General features: G+C 34.5%; 22 protein-coding genes and 2 riboswitches. Of the genes, 11 read left to right on the top strand and 11 right to left on the bottom strand.

The window, feature by feature from the left end:
* The first annotated feature begins 34 nt into the window (after positions 1-34).
* Positions 35-535 (top strand): hypothetical protein, encoded by a 501-nt coding sequence (locus tag DFQ08_RS10240; RefSeq protein WP_220235586.1) that lies wholly within the window; start codon positions 35-37, stop codon positions 533-535.
* Positions 536-615: 80 nt separating this feature from the next.
* Here the strand turns inward: DFQ08_RS10240 and DFQ08_RS10235 are convergent, their stop codons facing one another.
* On the bottom strand, positions 616-912 hold the full coding sequence (locus DFQ08_RS10235; protein WP_114309928.1) for an N-acetyltransferase: 297 nt from the start codon (positions 910-912) through the stop codon (positions 616-618).
* 183 nt (positions 913-1,095) lie between these two features.
* On the opposite strand from DFQ08_RS10235, the gene DFQ08_RS10230 reads away from it, so the two are divergent.
* The 4 genes from DFQ08_RS10230 to DFQ08_RS10215 all read left to right on the top strand — a co-directional run bounded on the left by DFQ08_RS10230 (position 1,096) and on the right by DFQ08_RS10215 (position 5,844).
* Complete coding sequence (locus tag DFQ08_RS10230; protein WP_114309927.1) at positions 1,096-1,758, top strand: alpha/beta hydrolase; 663 nt, start codon at positions 1,096-1,098, stop codon at positions 1,756-1,758.
* Positions 1,759-1,903: 145 nt separating this feature from the next.
* A complete protein-coding gene (locus tag DFQ08_RS10225) occupies positions 1,904-2,857 on the top strand; it encodes a lytic transglycosylase domain-containing protein (RefSeq protein WP_114309926.1) in 954 nt (317 codons plus the stop codon).
* 3 nt (positions 2,858-2,860) lie between these two features.
* A complete protein-coding gene (gene cls, locus DFQ08_RS10220; RefSeq protein ID WP_114309925.1) occupies positions 2,861-4,309 on the top strand; it encodes a cardiolipin synthase in 1,449 nt (482 codons plus the stop codon).
* 76 nt (positions 4,310-4,385) lie between these two features.
* Positions 4,386-4,482: riboswitch (SAM-I-IV-variant riboswitch) on the top strand.
* A gap of 48 nt (positions 4,483-4,530) precedes the next feature.
* A complete protein-coding gene (locus DFQ08_RS10215) occupies positions 4,531-5,844 on the top strand; it encodes a Na+/H+ antiporter NhaC family protein (RefSeq protein ID WP_114309924.1) in 1,314 nt (437 codons plus the stop codon).
* A gap of 9 nt (positions 5,845-5,853) precedes the next feature.
* Here DFQ08_RS10215 and DFQ08_RS10210 read toward each other — a convergent pair whose 3' ends face one another.
* Complete coding sequence (locus tag DFQ08_RS10210) at positions 5,854-6,432, bottom strand: DUF2892 domain-containing protein (protein WP_114309923.1); 579 nt, start codon at positions 6,430-6,432, stop codon at positions 5,854-5,856.
* A gap of 175 nt (positions 6,433-6,607) precedes the next feature.
* Between DFQ08_RS10210 and rpmH the strand changes: the two genes are divergently transcribed.
* The 3 genes from rpmH (at position 6,608) to DFQ08_RS10195 (ending at position 10,104) form a co-directional block, all read left to right on the top strand.
* The gene (rpmH, locus tag DFQ08_RS10205) at positions 6,608-6,769 is read left to right on the top strand and encodes a 50S ribosomal protein L34 (RefSeq protein ID WP_114309922.1); all 162 of its coding nucleotides are present in this window, start codon (positions 6,608-6,610) and stop codon (positions 6,767-6,769) included.
* A gap of 99 nt (positions 6,770-6,868) precedes the next feature.
* Entirely contained in the window at positions 6,869-9,721 is a 2,853-nt protein-coding gene (gene carB, locus DFQ08_RS10200) for a carbamoyl-phosphate synthase large subunit (protein ID WP_114309921.1), read from the top strand.
* 74 nt (positions 9,722-9,795) lie between these two features.
* On the top strand, positions 9,796-10,104 hold the full coding sequence (locus DFQ08_RS10195; RefSeq protein ID WP_114309920.1) for a T9SS type A sorting domain-containing protein: 309 nt from the start codon (positions 9,796-9,798) through the stop codon (positions 10,102-10,104).
* Positions 10,105-10,163: 59 nt separating this feature from the next.
* On the opposite strand, the gene DFQ08_RS10190 is transcribed toward DFQ08_RS10195, so the two are convergent.
* The 5 genes from DFQ08_RS10190 to DFQ08_RS10170 all read right to left on the bottom strand — a co-directional run bounded on the left by DFQ08_RS10190 (position 10,164) and on the right by DFQ08_RS10170 (position 15,111).
* Entirely contained in the window at positions 10,164-10,700 is a 537-nt protein-coding gene (locus DFQ08_RS10190; RefSeq protein ID WP_114309919.1) for an acyl-CoA thioesterase, read from the bottom strand.
* Positions 10,693-11,409 carry a DUF3307 domain-containing protein gene (locus tag DFQ08_RS10185; protein ID WP_114309918.1) on the bottom strand — a complete coding sequence of 239 codons (717 nt, stop codon included), beginning with the start codon at positions 11,407-11,409 and terminating at the stop codon, positions 10,693-10,695. Before DFQ08_RS10185 ends, DFQ08_RS10190 begins: the two co-directional genes overlap by 8 nt.
* Positions 11,400-12,017 carry a SatD family protein gene (locus DFQ08_RS10180; RefSeq protein ID WP_114309917.1) on the bottom strand — a complete coding sequence of 206 codons (618 nt, stop codon included), beginning with the start codon at positions 12,015-12,017 and terminating at the stop codon, positions 11,400-11,402. Before DFQ08_RS10180 ends, DFQ08_RS10185 begins: the two co-directional genes overlap by 10 nt.
* A gap of 140 nt (positions 12,018-12,157) precedes the next feature.
* On the bottom strand, positions 12,158-13,546 hold the full coding sequence (gene rmuC / locus DFQ08_RS10175) for a DNA recombination protein RmuC (protein ID WP_114309916.1): 1,389 nt from the start codon (positions 13,544-13,546) through the stop codon (positions 12,158-12,160).
* A 53-nt stretch (positions 13,547-13,599) separates the two neighbouring features.
* Positions 13,600-15,111, bottom strand: a complete 1,512-nt coding sequence (locus tag DFQ08_RS10170) for a reverse transcriptase domain-containing protein (RefSeq protein WP_114309915.1) — start codon at positions 15,109-15,111, stop codon at positions 13,600-13,602.
* 463 nt (positions 15,112-15,574) lie between these two features.
* Between DFQ08_RS10170 and DFQ08_RS10165 the strand changes: the two genes are divergently transcribed.
* Positions 15,575-16,324, top strand: a complete 750-nt coding sequence (locus DFQ08_RS10165) for a hypothetical protein (RefSeq protein WP_114309914.1) — start codon at positions 15,575-15,577, stop codon at positions 16,322-16,324.
* 28 nt (positions 16,325-16,352) lie between these two features.
* Here the strand turns inward: DFQ08_RS10165 and DFQ08_RS10160 are convergent, their stop codons facing one another.
* From DFQ08_RS10160 to DFQ08_RS10150, 3 genes are read right to left on the bottom strand one after another with little or no spacing between them, the layout of a single operon-like run.
* Complete coding sequence (locus DFQ08_RS10160) at positions 16,353-17,147, bottom strand: ABC transporter ATP-binding protein (RefSeq protein WP_114309913.1); 795 nt, start codon at positions 17,145-17,147, stop codon at positions 16,353-16,355.
* A gap of 1 nt (position 17,148) precedes the next feature.
* Entirely contained in the window at positions 17,149-18,171 is a 1,023-nt protein-coding gene (locus DFQ08_RS10155; RefSeq protein WP_114309912.1) for a FecCD family ABC transporter permease, read from the bottom strand.
* Positions 18,172-18,220: 49 nt separating this feature from the next.
* Positions 18,221-19,372: an ABC transporter substrate-binding protein gene (locus DFQ08_RS10150; protein WP_114309911.1), complete on the bottom strand. Its 1,152-nt coding sequence runs from the start codon at positions 19,370-19,372 to the stop codon at positions 18,221-18,223.
* 200 nt (positions 19,373-19,572) lie between these two features.
* A riboswitch (cobalamin riboswitch) is annotated at positions 19,573-19,803 on the top strand.
* A gap of 32 nt (positions 19,804-19,835) precedes the next feature.
* On the opposite strand from DFQ08_RS10150, the gene DFQ08_RS10145 reads away from it, so the two are divergent.
* Positions 19,836-21,686: a TonB-dependent receptor plug domain-containing protein gene (locus DFQ08_RS10145; RefSeq protein WP_114309910.1), complete on the top strand. Its 1,851-nt coding sequence runs from the start codon at positions 19,836-19,838 to the stop codon at positions 21,684-21,686.
* A gap of 10 nt (positions 21,687-21,696) precedes the next feature.
* Positions 21,697-22,743 carry a YncE family protein gene (locus DFQ08_RS10140; RefSeq protein ID WP_114309909.1) on the top strand — a complete coding sequence of 349 codons (1,047 nt, stop codon included), beginning with the start codon at positions 21,697-21,699 and terminating at the stop codon, positions 22,741-22,743.
* Positions 22,744-22,856: 113 nt separating this feature from the next.
* Here the strand turns inward: DFQ08_RS10140 and DFQ08_RS10135 are convergent, their stop codons facing one another.
* Complete coding sequence (locus tag DFQ08_RS10135) at positions 22,857-24,278, bottom strand: S41 family peptidase (RefSeq protein WP_245935416.1); 1,422 nt, start codon at positions 24,276-24,278, stop codon at positions 22,857-22,859.
* Positions 24,279-24,346: the final 68 nt, after the last annotated feature.

The raw sequence follows: 24,346 nt of genomic DNA, 5'->3' as shown, positions 1-24,346 counted from the left end.
TCGTTTTATCTTTACCGTTCCGTAAATTCTTACAATGAAAATAACATTTAAAGCTTTTTTAATACTTTGTTTAATGGGGGGCACAAGCGCCTGCTCAGACAATGATAAATCTAAAGTGATTGGGGTTTGGGAATTAACCACACGCACTATTGCTATTCCTTTTGATGTGAATGAAGACGGGGTAGCAAATACCAATTTGGTTGAAGAAATAGATTGTAATAGCTTAGAAACGTTAACTTTTGAAGAAAATGGGAGCGTTTACTCGGGTAATGAAGCTTCAGTACTAATGCAATTTTATAAAAATAATGAAGACGATACTTACGGTCTTCAAGTGGATTGCAATAAAGAAAGCCTTATAAGTTTTGCGTCGAGTTATGATGAAGTTAATGCCAACACGGTTCAAATTTCAGGACGAAATTATGAGATCCAAGGTGATACCATGACGGTGGTTTTTGAAAATGCCATTACGATTTATAATGAAGACTTTTCAGAAGCTTTAGAAACTAAAGATCTTACCTTGATTTATACAAAATAAGTAGCGGTAAAATATACGCTCATAAAAAAACCGAAACATAGAATGTTTCGGTTTTTTTTATGACCTTAAAATAGTGTGGATTAAATACGAATCCCTACAGGTAGCATACGCTTATATTTTCTGTTACGCCTCACAAATTTTGCGATTTCTGGGCTTGTTGGGACCACGCTTATGTCTCGTTCTTTGATATTCTTGAACACTAAATCTATAAATTCTAATTCAAATTCGTCTGTTCTAATAGTGTCTGGAATAATCATTTTGGTTAAGAATATCTTACGTTCTTGCAGTGAATATTCTATGATAGCCATCTCATTTTCAACGTTTAATTCAAATTGACGTAAAAAATCATTATCAATCAGTTCAGCAGTTTCTGTCATATTTGTTTAATTTATAATTAGCAGTTGAAGAGTAGGTACTATATTTTATATAGTTTTGTATCACGAAGATACGTAAAAATGAGCTATAAACCTATTAAAGGCACTGTTAAAACCTTGCTGAGTAATGATTTATAAGATTGTTTTTAGAAATTTTTAACACAAATATTGAGACCTTAATAACTGATGAAAACAGAGCTGACACACGTTTATTTAATGCCCGGTATGGCTGCAAATCCATCGATATTTGAATATATAAAATTGCCAGAAGCTCAATATGAAATTCATTGGTTAGAATGGCAGATTCCTGACAAGCGAGAGTCTTTAGAAGCCTATGCTAAACGGATGTGTCAATTTATAGTCCATGATAATGTGGTCTTGCTCGGAGTGAGCTTTGGAGGTATCCTTGTTCAAGAAATGACAAAATACATCAAAGTGAAAAAACTGTTTGTGGTGTCTAGTGTAAAATCACATTACGAGTTGCCTAAACGCTTTAAATTGCTAAAAGTGACCAAAGCCTATAAAATTCTCCCTACACAATTGGTGAGTAATATAGATTTACTGGCCAAGTACGCTTTTGGAGAAACCGTTAAAAAGCGTGTAGACCTTTATAAAAAGTATTTATCCGTAAAAGATAAGACCTACTTAGATTGGTCTATAAAACAAGTGGTGTGTTGGGGCCAAGAGGAGCCGCATCCCGATGCGATATACATACATGGGGATAAAGACGTGATCTTTCCTTATTCTTGTAAAGATAATTGTATTGTGTTGCGTGGTGGAACGCATATAATGATCATCAATAAATATAAGTGGTTTAACGAAAATTTACCAAAACTTATCGAAGCTTAAATGCATTTCTCTATACAGATTGCTTATCTTTATATGTTAAAGCAAAATATAGAATTCTATTAAACGGTAGGCGCCTCACAAGGTACACTTCAAGGTGGAAAGCCAATTTGAGAGCTCAAAACCGTTATAACTTAAAATTAAACCTATGAAAATTATAAAAAATAGTTTAGCCTTAGTAGGCGTCATTTGTGTCTCAGGACTCTTTATCTTTTCAATGCAAAAATCACCCAACGCACAAGCGCCTTCAGATCGTAATTTAGGCCATGAAGATCCTGTGGTTAACAATTATAATGTCTATGCCTTAGAAATGCCAGATAACTTAAATTTTGCAGGAGAAGCCGTTCCTGTTGAAGATCCGGATATTTATGAGCGTATGGATCGTGAATTATTAGTAAACACCTATTGGCAATCTAATGGTTTATTAATGTTTAAGCGTGCTCAAAAATATTTTCCGATTATAGAACCTATTTTAAAGAAAAATGGGGTGCCAGACGATTTTAAATACCTAGCGGTTATTGAAAGCGGATTAATACCAACAGCGAAATCACCTGCAGGAGCAAGTGGGATGTGGCAAATTATGGCCGCTACAGGACGTGAGAATGGATTAGAAGTGAATTCTAATGTTGATGAGCGTTACCATATTGAAATGGCAACAGAGGTAGCTTGTAATTACTTAAAGAAAGCAAAAGCTAATTTAGGGTCCTGGACTAAAGCTGCTGCAGCTTATAATGCAGGAAATGCCGGAGTTTCTAGTCGATTAGAAGCCCAAGATGTTAATGATTACTACGATTTGCTTTTGGGTGAAGAAACCGGGCGTTATGTGTTTAGAATTGTAGCTTTAAAAGAAATTTTATCGCATCCTGATAAATACGGCTTCAACTTTAATAAGTCGCATTTGTACAAAGAGATCCCAACGTATAAGGTTAAGGTGGATACGGCCGTAAAAGATTTTGCGCAATTCTCTAAAAAATTCGGAATCAACTATAAGATTTTAAAACTTCATAATCCTTGGTTAAGAGAGCCCCATTTAAATAATAGTTCTCGTAAATTGTATGAGATAGAAATTCCAGAAGCCGGATATTATAACACTCATCCTTAAACTTTGGATTATTTAAGAAATCATATTTGGCAGGTATTAATCATACTTAATTATACCATTGCATTGTCTGCAGTGGTTACCATTCTGCTAAAAAAACTAAACCCAACAAAGGCCCTAAGCTATATCATAGGCTTATTAGCGTTGCCATTTTTGGGTTTAATTGTGTATTATCTTTTTGGACAAGAATATCGTAAAACAAAGATTTTTAGCAGAAAGAATGTCCTTAACCAATCGGTAATTAAAAAGATTCAAGATCAGTTAGAGCTAGATACTAAAACTATTAATGAGGTTGATAAACTGTTAGAGCAGAAATCTAAATTAATTCCGTTGCTTTACAACAGTGAGAAATCCAAGCTCACCATTAATAATGAAGTAAAGCTTATTAAAAATGGTGATGATAAATTTCAATACCTCTTCAAAGATATAAAAGACGCTACAGATCATATTCATTTAGAGTATTTTATAATTAAAGACGACCAGATTGGTACCGAATTGCTTAATCTCTTGTGCGATAAAGCAAAGGATGGCGTAGAAGTGAGAATTGTTATTGATGATGTAGGAAGTTCTATAAGCTCTAAAATGAAACGCCAACTCAAAGAGTGTGGAATAGAAATGCACCCATTTATGCCTGTGCTATTCTCTAAATTCACAGGGCAAATGAATTATCGCGATCACCGTAAAATTATAGTTATTGATGGTAAAATTGGCTATGTTGGTGGGGTGAATATTTCAGATACGTACGTTAATGCTAATAATGATAGGTATTGGCGAGATACGCATATGCGATTAGTAGGGGAGGCGGTAAAGCCCCTTCAGATTTTATTTTTTACCACTTGGGACTTTGTAAGCGGTGATGCCTTAGAGATTTCCAAAAATTATTTCCCTGATCATAACTGTAAAGCTAATGTACCGCTTCAAATTGCGGCAAGCGGACCCGATACGGACTGGTCTAATATTATGGAAGCCATATTTGTTGCCATAACCAATGCGGAAGATTATGTTTATATCACGACCCCTTATTTTATTCCTAATCCTGAAATTTTAACGGCCCTGCAAGTCATAGCCAGAAGTAATATTGAAGTTAAACTCATTGTTCCTCAAAAATCGGATTCGTGGATTGCGGAATATGCAACCAATTCTTATTTAGAAATGCTTTTAGAAGCAGGTGTAGAGGTATATCACTATACTAAAGGTTTTGTGCATGCAAAAACCATGGTGGTGGATGGTGTATTTAGTACCATTGGAACAACTAATATGGATTACCGAAGCTTTAATATTAATTTTGAAGTGAATGCTTTAATTTATAATAAGGCCATTAGTGATGATCTGACCTCACTTTTTAAATCCGATCTCAAGGATTGCGAAAAATTAGAACTAGACTCTTGGAAAAAGCGATCTAAGCGGACTAAAGTTGTAGAAGCTACCGCACGTTTAATGGCGCCTTTATTGTAGGAAGGGGTTTACAGATAATAATAAAGCGTTAAAGTTTGTGCTAAATGTGTTTATATAGATATATTTGCCGCCTTAAATTAATTATCAAGAATCTCTAAAAGGAGATAGCAACCTGCAATAACGAGCAAGGTGCTAAAGCGATAAGCCAATACTTTGGAAAAAATGTTAATCTAATTTTTCTATTGATTTGCTATGCTCTCCTTTTTTAAAGGCATAATCGAATGAAAAATCCAAAAGTTGCTTCCCCAAGTGTTACCGCATTAATTCCATTACTCGTATTTGTTATTACCTTTTTAGGCGTCGGAATCTATAAAGATGATTTTTATGCTTTGCCAGCTCCCATAGCGGTCGTGGTTGGGATTGTTGTGGCCTTTTTGATGTTTAGATCTTCCGTAGAGTCTAAAATTCAGACCCTTTTAAAAGGTTGTGGTGATCATAAGATACTTACCATGTGTTTAATTTACTTGCTTGCAGGCGCCTTTGCTACGGTGACTAAAGCTACAGGGAGTGTAGATGCTATTGTAAATTTAGGCTTAGATTATATTGCCATTCAGTACATTTATTTAGGCGTTTTTGTGATCGCAGCATTTTTATCGGTGTCTACAGGAACTTCTGTGGGCGCAATTGTAACGCTCGCCCCAATTGTAGTAGGCTTCTCTGGTCAAGGTGATATTTCCCTCGCTATACTTTGTGGCGCCTTATTAGGAGGTTCTATGTTTGGAGATAATCTTTCGGTCATCTCAGACACTACAATTGCAGCCACACAATCATTGGATTGTAAAATGAGTGATAAATTTAAAGAGAATATCAAAATTGCGCTTCCAGCAGCTTTAATCACTTTGGTGATCTTAACCTTTCAAGGCTTAGATTTAAAATCTGATGCACTAGAGGAGGTTACTTATGTGTATTCTGTAGTAAAAATACTTCCTTATCTATTGGTGATTTTGTTATCTATTCTCGGCGTAAATGTTTTTGTAACGTTGTTTTTAGGTATTATTTCAGCCGGAATTTTAGGCGTGTTTTATGGCGACTTTACCCTAATGGAATCAACGCGAATTGCCTATGAAGGCTTTACTAATATGACAGAAATCTTCTTGTTATCGCTTTTAACGGGAGGTTTAGCCGCTTTGGTAGAAATTAATGGAGGAATCGATTATATTTTAAAAAAAATCAAAATGCTTATTAAAAATAAAACATCAGCGCAATTTGGTATTGCGGCCTTGGTAAGTACCGTAAATATGGCTATTGCTAATAATACCGTTTCTATTATTATATCAGGGCCAATTGCAAAAACAATTAATGACGAATACGGCTTAACCAATAGAAAAACAGCTTCTATCTTAGATGTCTTTGCCTGTATAATACAAGGAGTGCTCCCATATGGAGCACAAGTCTTGATGATTTTAAGTTTTTCTAAAGGTCAAATCGATTATTTAGACCTTATTCAGAATACCTGGTATTTACTTATTTTATTTGTAACAACGATAGTGTTAATTGGGATACAACCCTTGTTAGCAAAGAAAAAAGCAAGGTAAAAGAAGCTATTAGCGTTTACTTCTGCGGTTTTGTCTAGCTGATGTAGGTTGACCGTATTGGTGCTTTGGTATTGAAGCTTTTTTCATTTGTTGCTTCATCATTTTAATTTGATCCGCTAACATATCACGCTTATCTAATTTTTCAGCTTCAGCTAATAATTTTTGAGCTTCAGGTTTTCTACGTTTAGAAAATGCAATACCAGCTAAGTTTAATTTCGCCATCGCTAAATCATGATCCATAGATAAGCCTAAATCAATAGCTTTCTTAAAATAAGCTTCAGCTTCATTCATATTGGTTTGCGATACCATAATACCATTAAGGTAATTTAAATACCCTTGTTGCTTTTTTACTAAGGCGCCTTCAGGATTATTTATTTTATCAAGCCATTTTTTAGCGCCAACAAAATCTTGCTTTCTTAGTTTAAGAAAAGCTAACAAAATGATTTCGTTCTTAAAGTATAAGAAAATGAAAATAGTAGATAGTAAAAGGTACATAATACCGTTTCCTATATAGCCTTCAGTAAATTGATATATACCATAGCCAATTATTAATGCTGCTATGACTAATTTTATATTTTTATTAAACATATTTAAGGTGTATTTTTACAGTGCGCAAAGATAATAAAATCTCAGAGTTAAAATTCTATTCAAAATTTTTCTTTTGCTATTTGCTAATGTAAAAAGTTGTTGTATATTTGCACGCAGTTTTGGGATAGCTCTCAAAAAAATTAAAAAAAGATTATAAGATTTAAAATATAAGACAATGCCAAAAAGAACGTTTCAACCGTCAAAAAGAAAAAGAAGAAACAAACATGGTTTCAGAGAAAGAATGGCTTCTGTTAACGGAAGAAAAGTTTTAGCACGTAGAAGAGCTAAAGGTAGAAAGAGATTGTCTGTATCTTCTGAAACAAGACATAAAAAATAATGATTAACAATTGTTAATATATTAGGCGTTACTTAGGTGTAGCGCCTTTTTTTATACCTAATAGATACTTATTTTTGTACACCATAACAATTTTTACACATGCCAAAGAACAAAAACATTAAATCGATACTACTTATAGGATCTGGTCCAATCGTTATTGGACAAGCTTGTGAATTTGATTACTCAGGTTCTCAGGCCCTTAGGTCGTTAAGAGAAGATGGAATTGAGACCATTTTAATCAATTCTAACCCTGCAACTATCATGACTGACCCCACCATGGCAGACCATGTTTACTTGTTGCCGTTAACAACAAAATCTTTAATTCAGATTTTAAAAGAGCACCCTCAAATTGATGCTGTTTTACCTACAATGGGTGGCCAAACAGCTCTAAATCTTTGTATTGAGGCTGATGAAAAAGGAATTTGGGAAGATTTTAATGTTGATATCATCGGTGTTGATATTGATGCTATTAATATTACTGAAGATCGTGAACAGTTTAGAGAATTAATGCTAAAGATAGGTGTTGGTATGGCGCCACAAGCCACCGCAACATCGTATTTAAAAGGAAAAGAAATCGCTCAAGAATTTGGATTTCCTTTAGTTATTAGAGCCTCTTATACTTTAGGTGGAGCCGGTGCTTCATTTGTTCATAAAGAAGAAGATTTTGATGAATTATTAACTCGCGGATTAGAGGTGTCTCCAATTCATGAGGTGATGATTGATAAAGCTTTAATTGGTTGGAAAGAGTATGAATTAGAGCTGCTTAGAGATAAAAATGATAATGTTGTAATTATCTGTACTATTGAAAATATGGACCCAATGGGGATCCACACAGGAGACTCTATTACGGTTGCTCCAGCAATGACCTTATCAGATAAAACCTATCAAAAAATGCGTGATATGGCAATCCATATGATGCGAAGTATTGGTGATTTTGCTGGTGGTTGTAACGTACAATTTGCGGTAAGTCCGGATGACGAAGAAGAAATTATCGCTATTGAAATTAATCCTCGTGTATCGCGTTCCTCTGCATTAGCAAGTAAAGCTACAGGATATCCTATTGCAAAAATTGCAGCAAAATTAGCGATTGGTTATAATTTAGATGAATTACTTAACCAAATTACAAAATCCACATCGGCACTTTTTGAGCCAACTTTAGATTATGTTGTGGTTAAAATTCCACGTTGGAACTTCGATAAATTTGAAGGTTCAGACCGTACTTTAGGACTTCAAATGAAGGCTGTAGGTGAGGTGATGGCTATTGGTCGTTCTTTCCAAGAAGCCCTACATAAAGCCACGCAATCTCTTGAGATTAAGAGAAATGGTTTAGGTGCAGATGGTAAAGGTTACACCAATTACGATACCGTTATTGAAAAATTAACCTATGCAAGTTGGGATCGTGTTTTTGTGATCTATGATGCTATTGCTATGGGAATTCCATTAAGTCGTATCCATGCCATTACTAAAATTGACATGTGGTATTTACGTCAATACGAAGAGCTTTTTGAACTTCAGAAAGAAATCTCTACCTATACTATTAATACCTTAGATAGAGAATTGCTTTTAGAGGCGAAACAAAAAGGGTATGGCGATAGACAAATTGCACATATGTTAGGCTGTTTAGAAAGTGAAGTTTATAACAAGCGTAGCGAATTAAAAATTAACCGTGTCTTTAAATTAGTAGATACCTGTGCAGCTGAATTTAAAGCGCAAACACCATACTATTATTCTACATTTGAAAGTGAAGTAGAAACCGCTGATGGTGAAGTCTATGTTGAAAACGAAAGTGTTGTAACAGATAAGAAGAAAATTATAGTTTTAGGTTCAGGACCTAACCGTATTGGTCAAGGGATTGAGTTTGATTACTGTTGTGTGCACGGGGTATTAGCCTCTGCAGAATGTGGTTACGAAACCATCATGATTAACTGTAACCCTGAAACAGTATCAACAGATTTTGATATTGCTGATAAATTATATTTCGAACCAGTATTCTGGGAACATATCTACGATATTATTCAGCATGAAAAGCCTGAAGGTGTTATTGTTCAATTAGGAGGACAAACCGCGTTAAAGCTTGCTGAAAAGCTTGAAAAGTGGGGCGTTAAAATTATGGGAACAAGCTTTAAAGCTTTAGATTTAGCTGAAGATAGAGGAAGCTTCTCTAACATATTAAAAGAACATAATATTCCTTATCCAGAGTTTGATGTTGCTGAAACGGCAGATGAAGCTTTAGCAATTGCAGATGTTTTAGATTTCCCAATCTTAGTACGACCATCTTACGTTCTTGGAGGACAAGGAATGAAAATTGTTATTAACAAGAAAGATCTTGAAGAGCATGTGGTAGGATTGTTAAAATCTATCCCAGGTAATAAATTATTACTCGATCATTATTTAGATGGCGCTATAGAGGCTGAAGCTGATGCGATCTGTGATGGTGAAAATGTTTATATCATCGGAATTATGGAGCATATTGAACCTTGTGGTGTACACTCTGGGGATAGTAATGCTACATTACCACCGTTTAACTTAGGTGAGTTTGTTTTACAGCAAATTAAAGACCATACCAAAACCATTGCTTTAGCGTTAAACACTGTTGGTTTAATCAATGTACAGTTCGCGGTAAAAGATGATATTGTATATATTATTGAAGCCAACCCAAGAGCATCGCGTACGGTTCCTTTTATTGCTAAGGCTTACAAAGAACCTTACGTTAATTACGCAACAAAAGTGATGTTAGGCGAGAAAAAAGTAACGGATTTTGATTTTAACCCACAATTAGAAGGGTATGCGATTAAACAACCGGTATTCTCATTTAACAAATTCCCTAATGTAAATAAGCAACTAGGACCAGAGATGAAAAGTACTGGAGAAAGTATCTTATTTATAGACAGTTTAAAGGACGATCAGTTTTATGATTTATATGCAAGAAGAAAAATGTATTTAAGTAAATAATGGCATAGTTTTAGTTAAAGTATATTTGTTATTGGCTTATAATTATTAACTTAGCTTACAAATGTCCTACTTCTATGAAACAAAAATTACTTATTTTATTATTTTTCATATCAGCATTTTCGTTTGCACAGGTAGTGTCAAATCCTATTGAGGAGTTTACAATATCACCAAATCCAGCGAAAACAAGTCTTAATATTTCGCTTTCACATACGGAAGGCGATTTAAAGTTAGAAGTTTTCAATGTGTTAGGAAAACGTGTTTATAGTGGTGTTATTACCAAATTAAAGGCTACAGTAAATGTCTCTAATTGGAAAAATGGAGTCTATTTAGTTAGAGTCTCTAATGATAAGACCACACAGACGAAAAGATTTATAAAGCAATAAACGTTTAGTAACGGATATAAAAAAAGCCATTTCATTTGAAATGGCTTTTTTCTTTTTAATTAGATATCAACTTGAACTTTATAGTCTTTCAGAATATCGAGATACTGATCTACGTTTTTATAAATTTCATTGAGATATTCATCTTTTTTAACATCATCCTGGCGTCTTTTTATAGCTCTTAAGAAACGTTTAGCTTCAATTTTTGTGCTGATGATGAGCCCAGGAACCGATTCCGTTTTTCCTTCTTCGTTAATGGCCACCATGGTAAAATAAGACGAGTTACAGTGTTTAGTATGGCCTGTTCTAATGTTTTCAGCTTCAACACGGATTCCTACTACCATAGAAGATTTTCCAACGTAATTAATAGAAGCCTTCATGGTGACTAATTCGCCCACTTCAATAGGTCTTAAAAAATTGACTTTATCTACAGATGCTGTTACGCAATAACTTCTTGAGTGTTTAGAGGCGCAGGCAAATGCAATCTGATCCATTAAACTTAAGATATAGCCTCCGTGAATTTTACCACCAAAATTAGTGTTGGAGGGTAGCATAAGTTCGGATATTTCAATTTTTGATTCTTTTGTAGATTTAAACATGAGCTTTTAAATTTAAGTATATAAGGCTTACAAGTATGGCAAGACCAAAACTTATAAGGGTTCCAATTAAAATGTATTCGGTAAGCTTGCGTTCTCCAGAAGCGGTCAAATCTCCAAATCTAAAGACCGATTTCGCAGTGATTAAAAAGCCTACAGCTTCCCAATGGTCGGTAGCAATAAAGGTAAAAACAAGCAAGCGTTCTAAAACGCCTATATAAGTACCCGCATCTTTTAAAGAAGCCTTGCCTTTGGTGATTTTAGCGAGGTTCCATTTAGAAAATATAGTTTTCATTATAATGGAGGTCGGCAGGGTTAAAAAGGTTCCACAGAGGACTAACAAAAAGAAGTCTGTAGGGATAGGCATAATATATGGCAGCGCGCCATAACCAAAACAGAAGGGGAGGCCTATAATAGTAATACCGTGTAAGAGTTGATCTATAAAAAAGTATAAGCGCTTTGTTTTTTTGGTTTGTAAAAGCAGTTTAGCACCATCAATTAGAAGGTGTGCTGCGGCAATACTTATAATGAGTAGGCTGTATGTTACATTCCAGACGAGAAGAAACATTAAGGCCGCATGTATAGCCACATGAACGTACAACCATATTGATTTTAGTTTTTTCTTTTCTTTAGACTTCACCCATGTTTTGGGCTGTAAAAAGAAATCACCAATAAGGTGGGCTAAAGTTAATTTTAAAATCACTAAGAGCATAGCGGACTAATTTTTTGTCTATATAGTTGGTCTAAGGCTATAATCTCGTCTAAATATGCTCGCTTTTGACGTTTGCTTATAGCATCTTGGCTAATGCCAATGATTTTAGCTAATTCTACCTGAATCATATTTGGCTGTTCTAAACTTAATTTTACAATTTCAGCAGAATTTACCGTCCAATGATCCATAGCAATAAGCGCTAGCCTAAAATAAAGATTAATTTCCTTATTTAAGTCCTCGTTTTTTGTTTTTATTTTAAGATTCTGTTTTTCTTTTTTTAAGGTTTCAAAAGTCTCTCCAGAATAAATAAAGGCCTCTCCGTTAGATTCACTCACCGAATTGCCCTGATAAGCTTTGTGACCTATACCAATAGCCATGCGTACATCTAAATTTTTAATCGTTTTTAAACAAGCCTTAATATAAACGGCATACCTAAAACTATCACTGATAGTACTGCATTCTATTTGAAAGCTGTCGCCACGGTAAATAGCGTACAAATTGGGATCTGTAGCGAGTTTTGACAAGGCGGCCTTTAAGGGCTGAAGCCATAGATCTTCATTTGTTGCTTGTCGCGATTTTATAATATCTCCTGTAATAATGCTTGTCATAAGACCTAAAAATTAGTATTTCAAATATATGCCTTATTTATGGAATAAACAAAAATATGCCATTTTAAAGGAATAAAATTAATTATGCTTTTAAAATGGCATATAATAAATTAGCCGGAGAAGAAGACTTAAAAAAAGGATTAAAACTGCTCGTCTTCCGCACGTTTTATAATACTCTCAGGAAGGGATTTCTTAGCTTTAGCACCCATTTTTTTAATCTTTTCTACGCGAGAAATTAAATTGCCTTTACCTTCAACAAGTTTATTCATAGCTGCAGAATAGTCACTTTTAGCGGCATCAATTTTTTTTCCAACTCCGGTTAAGTCCGTCACTAAGCCTTCAAACTTATCGTATAAGGCACCAGCTTGTTTGGCGATTTCTAAAGCATTTTGCTGTTGTTTTTCATTATTCCACATAGAATCAATAGTTCGTAGGGTGGCCAAAAGTGTAGATGGCGTTACAATAACAATATTTTGCTCAAAAGCTTTATTATATAGGTTGTTGTCTTCATTTATAGCCACGGCAAAAGCAGGCTCTATAGGAATAAACATCAATACAAAATCGGGCGATTGTATATCGTAAAGATCTTGGTAATTTTTAGCTGAAAGTTGGTCGACGTGTTTTTTTATAGAGTTAACATGGGCTTTTAATAACAGTGCACGTTCCTCATCTTCTGCATTAACAAATTGCTCGTAGGCCGTTAAAGATACTTTAGAGTCAATGATCATTTTTTTAGAATCCGGGAGGTATAACACCACATCAGGTAAAACCCGCGAACCATCTTCGCGTTGAAAGTTTTGCTGAATAAAATACTCACGGTCTTTCTCTAAACCAGATTTTTCTAAAACGCGTTCTAAGACCAATTCCCCCCAGTTACCTTGTGTTTTACTATCGCCTTTTAAAGCGCGTGTAAGGTTAGTGGCCTCTTTGGTCATTTGTTGGTTAAGATCTTTCAAGCCTAAAAGTTGCTCTTTTAATGCGGAATGCATACTGATGCTTTCCTTTTGTGTATCCTCTACTTTTTTCTCAAAGGTTTTAATTTTCTCTTCAAGCGGATTTAAGATGTTCTTAATGTTATCGCGATTCTGAATGGTGAATTTCTCAGACTTTTCTTCTAGAATTTTAGAAGCCATAAGTTCAAAATCTTTACGCAGTTGTTCTTGCTGAGCTATAAATTCTTCATCACGTTGTTTGTGGCGTTGCTGTAGGTTTTCAAATTCGGTATTTCGTCTTGAAAGTTCAGCATTTAAAAAGTCTTTTTCTCTTCGGATTTCTTCACGTTCAGATTCCGCTTTAGAAAGGCTTTCTTTAACTTGTGTGATTTGCTGATTAAAGTATTGAACTTGTTTCTCAAGGTCTAATTCAGACGATTTTTTAAGCTCGTTTAATTGTTGCTGAAGGTTTGTATTGCGTTCTTCTAGCGTGCTTTTATCACTTTTACTTTTTAGTTGTGCAAATTTTAAACCTATAAAACCGCCAAGTCCTGCTGAAACAAGGCTTGCTATAAAAAGAATGATGGTGTCGTTCATGGTTGAATTATGTATTATCGTAAAAGTAACAAATTATAGCGATTGATTTTAGACTATGAATCTTTTCTAACATTGGAGAAATCATATTTTTTCAATGTTTTCTGTAAAATTTTCCAATGATTACGAAATTGTCTTTTGATTTCAGGTGCCTCCAAGTCATCAGAAGCTCTATATGCATATCTTAAATAATTACCTCTGAATTTTCGGTCAAAAGATTCAGTTTTTGCTTTACCATTAATAAATGCAGTTCTTTTAGTGGGAGTCATTCTAGACTTCTCTCCTTTAAAACTATAAAGTCTGTAGATTTTTCGTTTAAATAGAGGCGCTTCATCTAATAGATATTTTTCTTTAATTATTTCTGAGCGCTTATGCCTACGTTTTACCGTTTCTTTCATTTCTCTGTAAAACTTAGCTAAATTTTTAGACTTGATTAAGGTTTGATAGCCATAGAATTCAAATCCTAAGTAATTTAAAGGTATGTTTAATTTTAAACCGCCATTCTTTTTTATTTTATAAGATTGTAATTGACCTTTATTTAGTTTGAAAAGTGTTTTTTCTGTTTTCTCTAGTGATACAGTTAATCTGTATTTATTCATTTCACTTTTAACAAACTCCTCAATCAAATTTATTTGATCCTCTTTACAGATCATAACAATATCATCAGAGTATCTTCGGTAAAATACGTCTTGTTTTATGCATAGTTCATTTATCACCGTCTCATCAAAAGCAAGCATATAAATGTTTGCTAATAATGCACTAATAGGTAAACCCTGAGGTATACCCATTAAGTTTCTGTCACTGTCTTTTTTTTGATTCTTATGAATTATTATATCAGAATATATTAGGTCTATAATACTTTCAAAAAAAGTGTGCTTACCATCTTGTTTAAGTTTTGATAATTCTTTTTCATCAAATTGACCATTCTTAGTTTTTAAGTCTTTTAGTTTTACATATGAAAAACGAGTGATTGCTTTGAAAAGATTAAAATGATCTTTAGGTAAAGTTTTATTTCCTAAAATTTTTGCCCAGGCTAATTTTAATTTTTTGTGATTAAGACTAGGGAAGAAATTTTCTATATCTAAAACTAAAGCAACACAATTTTCTCTTTTTTTTATTTCATTAAATACATCTTTTGCAAAATGAACATTGTTTTTAAATTTTAGTTTATCATCTGTTTCAATTTGTCTATATGCAGTAATTGAATTTGATAATAAATTGTTTTGCTGTAAGTATGCTTCGTATTTTGGTGCAATTATTTGTTGCGTATAATATGAATAGATATGTGCATCTATATGTGTTGCATATAGAATCTCTCTAATTTTTGTATTAGAAGCTATTTTTCCATTTTTTAATTTTTTATGCGAGCGTCTTTCTGTTCCATTAAAATCGGATGATTTATAGCGTCTTTGTTTGATTTCTTTAAGAATTAAAGGAGAAAAAGAATGGTGAGATACTTTTTGCTGATCTGTAACATAACGCTCAACTTTTTTTCTAACAGACATAGGAGTCTTATTAGTAAAATGTGGATAACCTCTGTCTTTAAACCAATCTTTTTGTGTTCTCATAAATAATAAAAGTAAGAAAAGTTCTCGCACGTGTTTATAGCAGAATAAAACTTACACCTTATTAAAGGATTGAACCATTAGCCGAGTTCTCGACTCACGTTGCAATTTTACGTTCAAAATAAATACTTATACTATATGATAGCAATTACTTACTTGATAGTCTTAACAGCTTTAGATGCCTCTGATATACCCAATTACTTAAGGTTTATCTATGGTTTGGCAAGAATTTGTTCAACACTTTCGAAAGTGGCAGGACAAAGTTCTTGCAAGTTAAATCTAAATGTCATAACTTACTGAGTACTTAACCGCCGTATTTATTATCCCTTTCATATCTACAAAAAGGTCGGGTTAAGTGATTGTTGAAAACAATACAGTAGTTCAACAAATGTTTTATTCCTTTTAACTAAAGAACTTTCTTACTTTCAGGTAAATATACTATTATTTATTTAAAAAAAATGTAAGAATGAGTTTAGAAAATAAATTTAATATTGGTGATATTGTAACATTTAAAACACATCCTTTACTTTATGATCGGTATATAAAAGGGGATGGAAAATTGGTCCCTCCATTTATGGTGGTGAAAGAAGTTTTTTTTGAAGATAAAAAAAAGAAAATTGTAGATACTTCAAATGGCCAAATTATAGGAGAAAGAATTAAATATGGTTGCCTTTTTTTTGATGATAATAAGAATGAGTTTAAGGATGTAATGATTTATGAGTCAATGCTTAGTGGTTTTAGGAACTTTTATATTTCTAGAATGGAAGGCGAGAAAAAAGATGAGGAAGATACAGCATATGTAAGTCTTTTAGATGAAGTAAACGAGTATAAGGATGCTAGTTATAAATACGGAGATATAGTTTACTTCAAAACGAAAAAACTTGAAATTTTAAAAAAGAGAAGTTCTGTTAAAAATGAAATAGTAAATTTAAAAGGTAAAGATTCAAAAAAGACTACAACATCTATTCAAAATGTAGTTAACTATTCAACTCCTGAATTTATCCTTTGTGGATATAAAAAAGAGCATGCTGAGGATTTATACTTTTCGAATGGGAATAAGAAAAAAATAATTTCCAACGAGTTTTTTAAAGTAAAATGGTTTAATTCGCATCAAATGAAATTTAGCGAGCAGTTTCTACCTAAAGAATCATTAATAGATGAACAACCTTTTTCGACTTTGGTTTCTCATAAATGCTCATCAAAATCCGAAGAATAAAAAGCCAAATTATCTAAAAGGGTAAGGCTTATTTGGTGACTCTAAAGCTTCCCGTTTTTTCATCAAAAACAATTAAATCTTTCGGGAAAAGGGCATTAAAAATACCTTCAGAAATTAATTGACAAGGTTGATTGCAAACCACTTGATCTTTGGTCATTACAATCATAGTGTCGCACAGTTGAATGGCCAAATCAATTTCGTGTGAAGAAAACAAGATGGTTTTTCCGGTTTCCTTGGTTAATTTTTGAAGCAATTTTAAGATGTAGGCCTTATGATACATATCGAGATGCGAGGTCGGTTCATCTAAAACAATCAAATCGGTATCTTGGGCCAAAGCTCTTGCAATCATCACTTTTTGGAGTTGCCCATCACTAAGTTCGTAACATTTTTTGTCTTTCAGTGCTGTAATATTAACAAGGGTTAAAGCCTTATTTATTATGGCTGAATCAGCTTCTGTAAGGCGTCCTATCCAATTGGTATAGGGATGGCGTCCTAAGGAGACCAGTTCAAACACAGACAAATTTTTAGAACTTAAGGGCTCGGTTAAAACAATACTCAATTGTTTAGCGAGTTCTAATATTGAAGTCGATTTAAGGTCTTTCTGGTTTAGAAATAATCGACCAGACAATTCGGGTTGCACTTTAATTAGAGTGCGTAATAAAGTGGATTTCCCGATACCATTGGCACCTACCAATCCAATGAGTTGCCCTTTTTGTAATTCAAAATTAATATCAGAAGCAATAAGCGTGTCGCCCTTCTTCGATTTATAACCTATGGAAAGTTCCTCGACTTTAAGGATGCTATGTGATGTTTCTTTTGCCATATTAAAACATCATTTTACGTTGTTTCACTAATAACCAAATTACAACCGGTGCGCCTACCAAAGCGGTAATAGCATTAATCGGTAAGGTATAATCACTGCCAGGAACTTGGGCAATACTATCGCAAATTAGCATAACGATGGCGCCAAATAAAAATACTGCTGGTAATAATATTTTATGATCGGTGGTTTTAAAAATCTGACGTGTTAAATGCGGTATCGCTAATCCAATAAAGGCAATAGGACCTGAGAACGCGGTGATGGTTCCCGCAATTAAACTTGTTGCTAAAATGATGATCAATCGGCTTTGCTTTAAATTTAAGCCTAAACTTTTTGCATAATTATCGCCTAATAATAAGCCGTTTAATCCTTTGATAGAAAACATGCTGAGTACTAAACCTAAGGCATAAATTAAGAAGAAAATTAAAATCTCGGACCACGATAAGTTACTTAAACTCCCAAAACCCCAAAATATATATTGCTGTAGTTGTTCAGCTGAACTAAAATAAGACAACACGCTAACAACCGCGGCAGTGATGCTACCAAACATTAACCCAATAATTAAAATTGCCATCGTATCTCTTACTTTATTAGAAACGGCGAGTACGGCGAGTAACACCAAAAAACTCCCCAAACTAGCCGCGATAACAATGCTCCATTTGGTGATTAACGCGGTGGCAAATAAGCCTCCGAAAAGTCCAGATCCTAAGATTACTAAAGCGACACCTAAACTGGCACCAGAACTTATACCCAATACAAACGGACCTGCAAGTGGATTTCTAAACAGTGTTTGCATTAAAAGCCCTGTAACGCCTAAGCCAGACCCCACCATAATTGCCGTAAGTGCCTTTGGAAGTCTAAATTCCATAATAATGACTTCCCAAGTTTTATTTTCGGTGGAAGCAAAAAGGCTCTTAAACACTTCTGTAAAAGGAATGCTGATAGAGCCTAAACTCAAGTTAAAGACAAAGCATAACAAGAGTAGAGCGGTTAAACTTAAAAATTGATATGTGTAATTGATTTTCATTAAGGCGTTGCGCGTACGAGTTCTAAAACTCCTAAGGTTCTAATCGGTTTTAATTTAATTTTTTAAAAAAATATGGCGTGTAGTTTTCTAATAAATGAGGGTGACAAATTTTAATGATATCTTTTAAGACTAAATCGGGCCTTGCAGTCCCCATCTCGTAATACAAAACGCCGCCAGTTGCGCCCGTAGTATTTGTAAAGCTATAGATGTTTTTTGTTTTAAAGGCTTTAAAGTTGGTATATAAAGCATTGGCCTCTTCCAATTGTTCTAAGCCGCTGTAATACGAAGGACTTAACCATAAATCGGCATTCTTGGCTTTGTCTAACACCACTTCAAAACTAAGGGCTAAGCTACCATTTCCTGTGGTCTCGCTCCAAAGGTAATTCACATTGGCATCCTTTAAAAATTGCGCTTCAGGACTAGACCCATTAGGTAAATACCAAACGTCTTTATGCATGGCACCACTTAAAACAGTGGGTTGCTGTTGGGCTTGGGTGGCTAGTGCTTTTGCCGCTAGATAATCGCGCTCAATAGCGGTAAAGATAGAATCGGCTTCTTTTTCTTTATTGAAAAGCAATCCGAAAAATTTAATCCATTCCGCTTTCGCTAAAGCAGAAGACTCAACCCAGTCGCCATTATAAATCACCGGAATATGAGCTTTTTTTATAGTTTCGAAGGTTTTATTCACCCCATCAACACCAAAACCAATAACCACTTCAGGATTCAGTTCTAAAAGGACTTCCGTATTAATCCCTTCATTTTTACCGAGCTCTCTCACCTTTTTATTGTCAATTAAACGTCGTGTACGCTCAGAGGAAATATAGTCTGTACCAGGAAAACCGACTAAGCGCTCTTCCATATTTAAAAGTTCTAAGGCCGGAATATGCGTGGTTGATGTCACGACTAACTTTGAGACAGGGGTAATTATAACTCCATCATAATCGGCTTTGTTATAGGTGGTTTTGGCAGCTTGCGCTTTGTTAAGCAATAAATAGGTATATGTTTTTTCAGCTTTTGGCCAAGGTTGAGTAATCTCTAAAAGTGTAAGGTCTTCTGATTTTTTAATTTTAAAACCTTTAGCATAGCTTAAATTGACTTCGTTTACTTCTGAAGCCTTAAACGGAGGAAGGCTTTGATTTCCGGATTCATTTTTACAAGCGCTAAAGACAAGTAAAAGCAAGAAGAATTTTATGATTTTCATAGGGCACTGTGGTCACTAAGGATTGAATACGATCTGTGGTGTTCTAAGCTCTCTAAAGTCTAGAGGGACGTTTCAAATTTAACACTATATATCATTTCATGAATAATTGCTGCCTATTTTTTAATTCTTTTCATCACTTAAGTTTATACAACGCTGAAAAAAAGTGACAAAAATCAGCATTGAACGATGATTAAAAGGCTATTTTTGCGGCAGAATTAGGTTCTAATTGTTAACCGATTGGATTAAAAGGGAATCTGGTGAGAAATTTAATTTCAAGTCCAGAACTGTTCCCGCAACTGTAAGTTTTGCCGTATTTAATAGGGCAGCTTTTTTAAGAGCAATTGTATTTTCTTCAACACCACTGGCTATACGCTGGGAAGGTTAAATACGATAAAACAAGTCAGGAGACCTGCCTATTTTCATTAAAAAGAAATCAAACTTTCGGGATAAAAGTGATTGCAGTATGGTGCGTATAATACTCTTATTTTTATTACTCTGTTTGGCTCCTATGGTTAGGGCCCAAAAGCCTACGGATTCTATTCAACGTTTAGATGAAGTGGTGTTGAGTGATGTAAAGCTTAAACGCTATGCCCATGGATTTAAAGTCGCTGTACTCAATGACTCTTTACTGAAGCAAAGCACAGGCTCGTTTACCGATGTTTTACGCTTTAATTCAACACTATATTTTAAAGAAAATGGATATGGTATGGTGTCTTCACCTTCCTTTAGAGGAACGAATGCTTCGCAAACGGCTGTGATATGGAATGGAATTGCCATTAACTCCCAGCTCACAGGTCAGACCGATTTTAATACCATGAATATCACAAATTTTAAGAGTGTTGAAATTAGATCGGGTGGTGGCTCTGTGCAATATGGAAGTGGTGCCATTGGCGGAAGTATTCATCTAAACAATACGTTGAGTTTTGAGTCTCATTTTGATAATACCTTAAGCCTGTCTTACGGAAGTTACAACACAAAAAACATCAGCTATTTGTCTTCCTATGCCAATGATAAATTAAGTTTTAATATTGGGGTTAACTATGTGGATTCAGACAATGATTATAAATATCTAAATACTGATCAGCGTAATGAAAATGGGGCATTTAACAACGGAAGTCTTAATGCAAATATTGGTTATGTGCTATCGCCAAGAAATGTGTTAAAAATTTATCATCAAAGTTTTATAGGAGAACGTGAATTTTCAGGCACCATAAGTTCAACCTCTTTAGCGAAATATGACGATAAGAATTTTAGAACGATGTTAGAATGGTCGCATCAAGGCGATAAGACATTTTCTAAATTGAAAGTGGCGCATTTGCAAGAGCATTTTAAATATTACGGGAATAAAAATACCTCCAATTATTCCTTCGGAAAAGTAAATACTTACCTTATAAATTATACTTCAGATATCAAGCTTTCTGAGGAATTGAATTTTAAGCCTATACTGTCCTATAATTATTATGAAGGTCAGGGCAGTAGCTTTGGCAATCCTAACCGCAAAGAGTTTTCCACTACGGCACTGCTTCAATACCAACCAACTGACCAATGGGAGTATGGAATAAATCTAAGACAAGATTTTACTTCAGGTTTTAGAAGTCCGTTATTATTCTCTTTTGATGTGGCTTACGCTGTATCTGAGTACTATAAACTAAAATTAAATGGCTCTAAAAATTATCGCGTGCCCACTTTTAATGATTTGTATTGGCAGCCCGGTGGTAATTTAGACTTAGTGCCAGAGCGTTCCTATCAAGTAGATTTTGGTCAAGAGATTAGCTATAAAAGTGCCAAATTAAGTCTGAATGCTTATTATATTAAAACCAGCGATCTCATTCAGTGGCAACCGAGTGCTTCCGGATTTTGGAGTCCAGAAAATGTGGCTAAGACGCAAAATTATGGCGCTGAGCTGAGCTTAGATTATACGCATCATGTCAACGCTCATCAGTTTTCTGTACATGCTAATTATGCGTATACGATTTCAGAAGATTTAGAAACCAAGAGTCAGTTAATTTATGTGCCTTACCATAAAGCAAATTTTAATTTAGCTTATAATTATCAAAAATTATCAGCATATTTTCAGCAGTTGTATACCGGTGAAGTGTTTACCACAACAGAAAATCTATCGGGTGTTTTCTACAGTGTAGAGGCTTATACTTTAAGTAATTTAGGGATAAGTTACGCGCTCTTTAATAAAAAATCACAACAAATAGATCTAAGCTTAAAAGTGAACAATCTATTTAATACCGCTTACGAGAACGTAGCATTTAGACCTATGCCAGATCGTAATTTTAATTTTCAAGTTCAATATAAATTTTAAAACTATTACAATGAAAAAAGTTATTTTATCAATTTTTACGATGTCATTATTTATCGTTTCATGTACCGACGATGACGATACTATATCACCATCTGAGCCATTAGGAGCTTATGAGGATGGAATTATTGTGAGTGCAGAAGGTGGGCCATCATCGATCTCATTTATTTCTGAAGATCTAACCACATCAGAAAATCAAATTTTTTATAATGTTAATAATGAAACGACAGGCGTATACTTGCAGTCTTTAGGTTTTGAAGATGAAAAAGCCTATATCGTCGTACAAGATGGTACAATTACAGTGGTTAACCGTTATACATTTGAAAAATTAGCAACCATTTCTACCGGATTAACATTACCAAGATACATTGCTTTTGAAGATGATAAGGCTTATGTTTCTGATTGGGGAGATCCAATTGATGCTACCGATGATTATATTGCAGTTATTGATTTAAACTCTAATACAGTAGTTTCAACAATTGCTGTTGCAGAAGGTCCTGAACAAATTTTAGAGGAATCGGATAAACTTTATGTGTCTCACAGTGGAGGCTATAGTACCAATAATATTGTTTCTGTAATTAATACAGTTGATAATTCAGTGGAAACCATTACGGTTAAAGATGTACCAGATGAAATGGCAATTAATGAAGATGGTGACTTAGTTGTATTATGTCAAGGTGGTAACTCTTGGAATGCCATTGGAGAAACAACGGCAGCAATAGTTAAAATCGATTTAAGTGACAATTCAGTAATCTCTACTTTAGAGTTTCCTTTAGGAGACCACCCAGGCTTAATGTCTTATGAGGACGGAGTTGCTTATTATATTTTAAACAATGGAGTTTATGGGTTAACGGATAATGCAACTAGCTTACCAACCACATCTTTATTTGATATTGATGCGAGTTATGCTTATGGTTTATCTGTAGATGATGACCAATTATTTGTAACTGATGCTAGCTTTACAGAGAACAGTACATTATTGATTTACGATATAGCTACAGGAACAGAAACAAATACGTTTAGTGTTGGTGTAGGGGCTTCAAAAATATATTTCAACTAAAAAATGAAGCCACTTCAGATTGTTGGCTATGTATTGTGTCGCAATTGAGGTGTTATATAAAAAAGCCGCTTTTACTTGGTGTAAAAGCGGCTTTTTTTAGTTTCATTGGTTATTTAATCTATGTGCATATCCTGTTCTAAAGCAGAAATTGGCAGTTTTACGGTTTTTAGAGCTGCAGCTTCAGGTTGATTTACCGATCTTCCAGAACCAGAAATATGGGCTAAAGCTTCGGCTAAAAGCGGCTCATTAACATCTCCTAGTATCCCTAAGTTCGTTGCCGATTCAGAAATTAAAATATCAGGAACCATTCCGGTTGAAGGCACCAGTTCTTCATCAACATTAGTAGAGTTAGCAATTAAAGGTTGTAAGGCATAAGTATGACTAGGATTGGCTTCGGTATCTGAAAATAGCGTTGGCGAATCGTAAACCGTTCTAGAAGCTTGTGTTTTTCCTACGGTGTTTTCACCAATTACCACCACTTCTATATAGGGTTTTAAGCTGTTTATAAGAAGTTCACTAGCCGAGGCCGTTCCTCGTTCTGAGGTGAGCACATAAACACGAGAAAGGTTAACACTATTAATACTTCCGCCGCCATTAATGGTATTAGTAAAGAGGTAGTCTGTATCATTATTGGCTAAATTTTCATTATAAAACAGTTTAGAGTACACTTGTCCTGTAAACTGCCCGGTTACCATACTTCCTAAATAAGCGGCTGTTTGCACAGATCCACCGCCATTATAGCGTAAATCGACGATAAGATCACTAATTCCCGCCGCATTAAATTCGCCAAAAGCAGCATTCAGCTGGTTATCAAAATCACTGGTAAAGCCGTTATACATAAGATAACCTACGGTAGAACCACCAATAGTTAAGATTTCAGTTTTATGCACAGGGTTTTCAGTATAGCTCACTTTTGTTAAACTGGCATTGACGTTAGATAAACTTAGGGTATCGTCATCTGTAGTTTCGGTAGTACCATTATCATCATAATCTGCAAAATTAAGCGTATAGGAGGTGGCACTTAATAGCGTTGTATAGTTGTTAATACTTAGGTTTTCACCATTAATCGCTCTAAAAATTTGCCCACGTTGCAATCCTAAACTTTCTGCTGGACTATTGGCCAAAACTAAAGTGATAACCCCGAAGACTTCGGTTTGACTACCTGGAACGTAATACAGATTGTATTCCATGCCGTTGCTAAGTGTGGTCCCCGATAATAAATTTTGAAGGTCATAGTAATTGCTGTAAATTCCGCTAAATCTATCCACTTCTGTAGGTAGGTATTTTAAGGAAGCAAATAAGTCTTCAGGCGAGCTATAACTGTCTAAATAATCGACATATTCAGAAGAGGAGGTAAAGCGGTCATCGGCTAAGTCTGGAATTTCAGACTTATACAAATAAACATAATTCATGCTTTTCCATATAAAGTCCTTAATTTCTACGCTAGAAACGATGTTGTCGTCCATGTCATCAAAACAACTGCTGGCACTAAAACCAATAAGGCAAGTGAGTAATAAAACTTTTAGCTTTTTCATATTTTCAATTTTTCTTTTTTTTTGGAGCCCTCTTACAAGCTTAGAAGTAAAACTCTAAATTTACTGAC

This window comes from Winogradskyella arenosi (genome assembly GCF_003337305.1).
In the GTDB taxonomy this organism is placed as follows: domain Bacteria; phylum Bacteroidota; class Bacteroidia; order Flavobacteriales; family Flavobacteriaceae; genus Winogradskyella; species Winogradskyella arenosi.
The sequence above is the reverse complement of the archived record's forward strand: the minus strand, read 5'-3'. Positions and strand labels throughout refer to the sequence as shown.

What these genes read in the sequence shown, in the direction of transcription:
- DFQ08_RS10240 (WP_220235586.1), top strand. Translation starts at nt 35, where the DNA reads ATGAAAATAACATTTAAAGCTTTTTTAATACTTTGTTTAATGGGGGGC.
- DFQ08_RS10235 (WP_114309928.1), bottom strand. Translation starts at nt 912, where the DNA reads ATGACAGAAACTGCTGAACTGATTGATAATGATTTTTTACGTCAATTT.
- DFQ08_RS10230 (WP_114309927.1), top strand. Translation starts at nt 1,096, where the DNA reads ATGAAAACAGAGCTGACACACGTTTATTTAATGCCCGGTATGGCTGCA.
- DFQ08_RS10225 (WP_114309926.1), top strand. Translation starts at nt 1,904, where the DNA reads ATGAAAATTATAAAAAATAGTTTAGCCTTAGTAGGCGTCATTTGTGTC.
- DFQ08_RS10215 (WP_114309924.1), top strand. Translation starts at nt 4,531, where the DNA reads ATGAAAAATCCAAAAGTTGCTTCCCCAAGTGTTACCGCATTAATTCCA.
- DFQ08_RS10210 (WP_114309923.1), bottom strand. Translation starts at nt 6,432, where the DNA reads ATGTTTAATAAAAATATAAAATTAGTCATAGCAGCATTAATAATTGGC.
- rpmH (WP_114309922.1), top strand. Translation starts at nt 6,608, where the DNA reads ATGCCAAAAAGAACGTTTCAACCGTCAAAAAGAAAAAGAAGAAACAAA.
- carB (WP_114309921.1), top strand. Translation starts at nt 6,869, where the DNA reads ATGCCAAAGAACAAAAACATTAAATCGATACTACTTATAGGATCTGGT.
- DFQ08_RS10195 (WP_114309920.1), top strand. Translation starts at nt 9,796, where the DNA reads ATGAAACAAAAATTACTTATTTTATTATTTTTCATATCAGCATTTTCG.
- DFQ08_RS10190 (WP_114309919.1), bottom strand. Translation starts at nt 10,700, where the DNA reads ATGTTTAAATCTACAAAAGAATCAAAAATTGAAATATCCGAACTTATG.
- DFQ08_RS10185 (WP_114309918.1), bottom strand. Translation starts at nt 11,409, where the DNA reads ATGCTCTTAGTGATTTTAAAATTAACTTTAGCCCACCTTATTGGTGAT.
- DFQ08_RS10180 (WP_114309917.1), bottom strand. Translation starts at nt 12,017, where the DNA reads ATGACAAGCATTATTACAGGAGATATTATAAAATCGCGACAAGCAACA.
- rmuC (WP_114309916.1), bottom strand. Translation starts at nt 13,546, where the DNA reads ATGAACGACACCATCATTCTTTTTATAGCAAGCCTTGTTTCAGCAGGA.
- DFQ08_RS10170 (WP_114309915.1), bottom strand. Translation starts at nt 15,111, where the DNA reads ATGAGAACACAAAAAGATTGGTTTAAAGACAGAGGTTATCCACATTTT.
- DFQ08_RS10165 (WP_114309914.1), top strand. Translation starts at nt 15,575, where the DNA reads ATGAGTTTAGAAAATAAATTTAATATTGGTGATATTGTAACATTTAAA.
- DFQ08_RS10160 (WP_114309913.1), bottom strand. Translation starts at nt 17,147, where the DNA reads ATGGCAAAAGAAACATCACATAGCATCCTTAAAGTCGAGGAACTTTCC.
- DFQ08_RS10155 (WP_114309912.1), bottom strand. Translation starts at nt 18,171, where the DNA reads ATGAAAATCAATTACACATATCAATTTTTAAGTTTAACCGCTCTACTC.
- DFQ08_RS10150 (WP_114309911.1), bottom strand. Translation starts at nt 19,372, where the DNA reads ATGAAAATCATAAAATTCTTCTTGCTTTTACTTGTCTTTAGCGCTTGT.
- DFQ08_RS10145 (WP_114309910.1), top strand. Translation starts at nt 19,836, where the DNA reads ATGGTGCGTATAATACTCTTATTTTTATTACTCTGTTTGGCTCCTATG.
- DFQ08_RS10140 (WP_114309909.1), top strand. Translation starts at nt 21,697, where the DNA reads ATGAAAAAAGTTATTTTATCAATTTTTACGATGTCATTATTTATCGTT.
- DFQ08_RS10135 (WP_245935416.1), bottom strand. Translation starts at nt 24,278, where the DNA reads ATGAAAAAGCTAAAAGTTTTATTACTCACTTGCCTTATTGGTTTTAGT.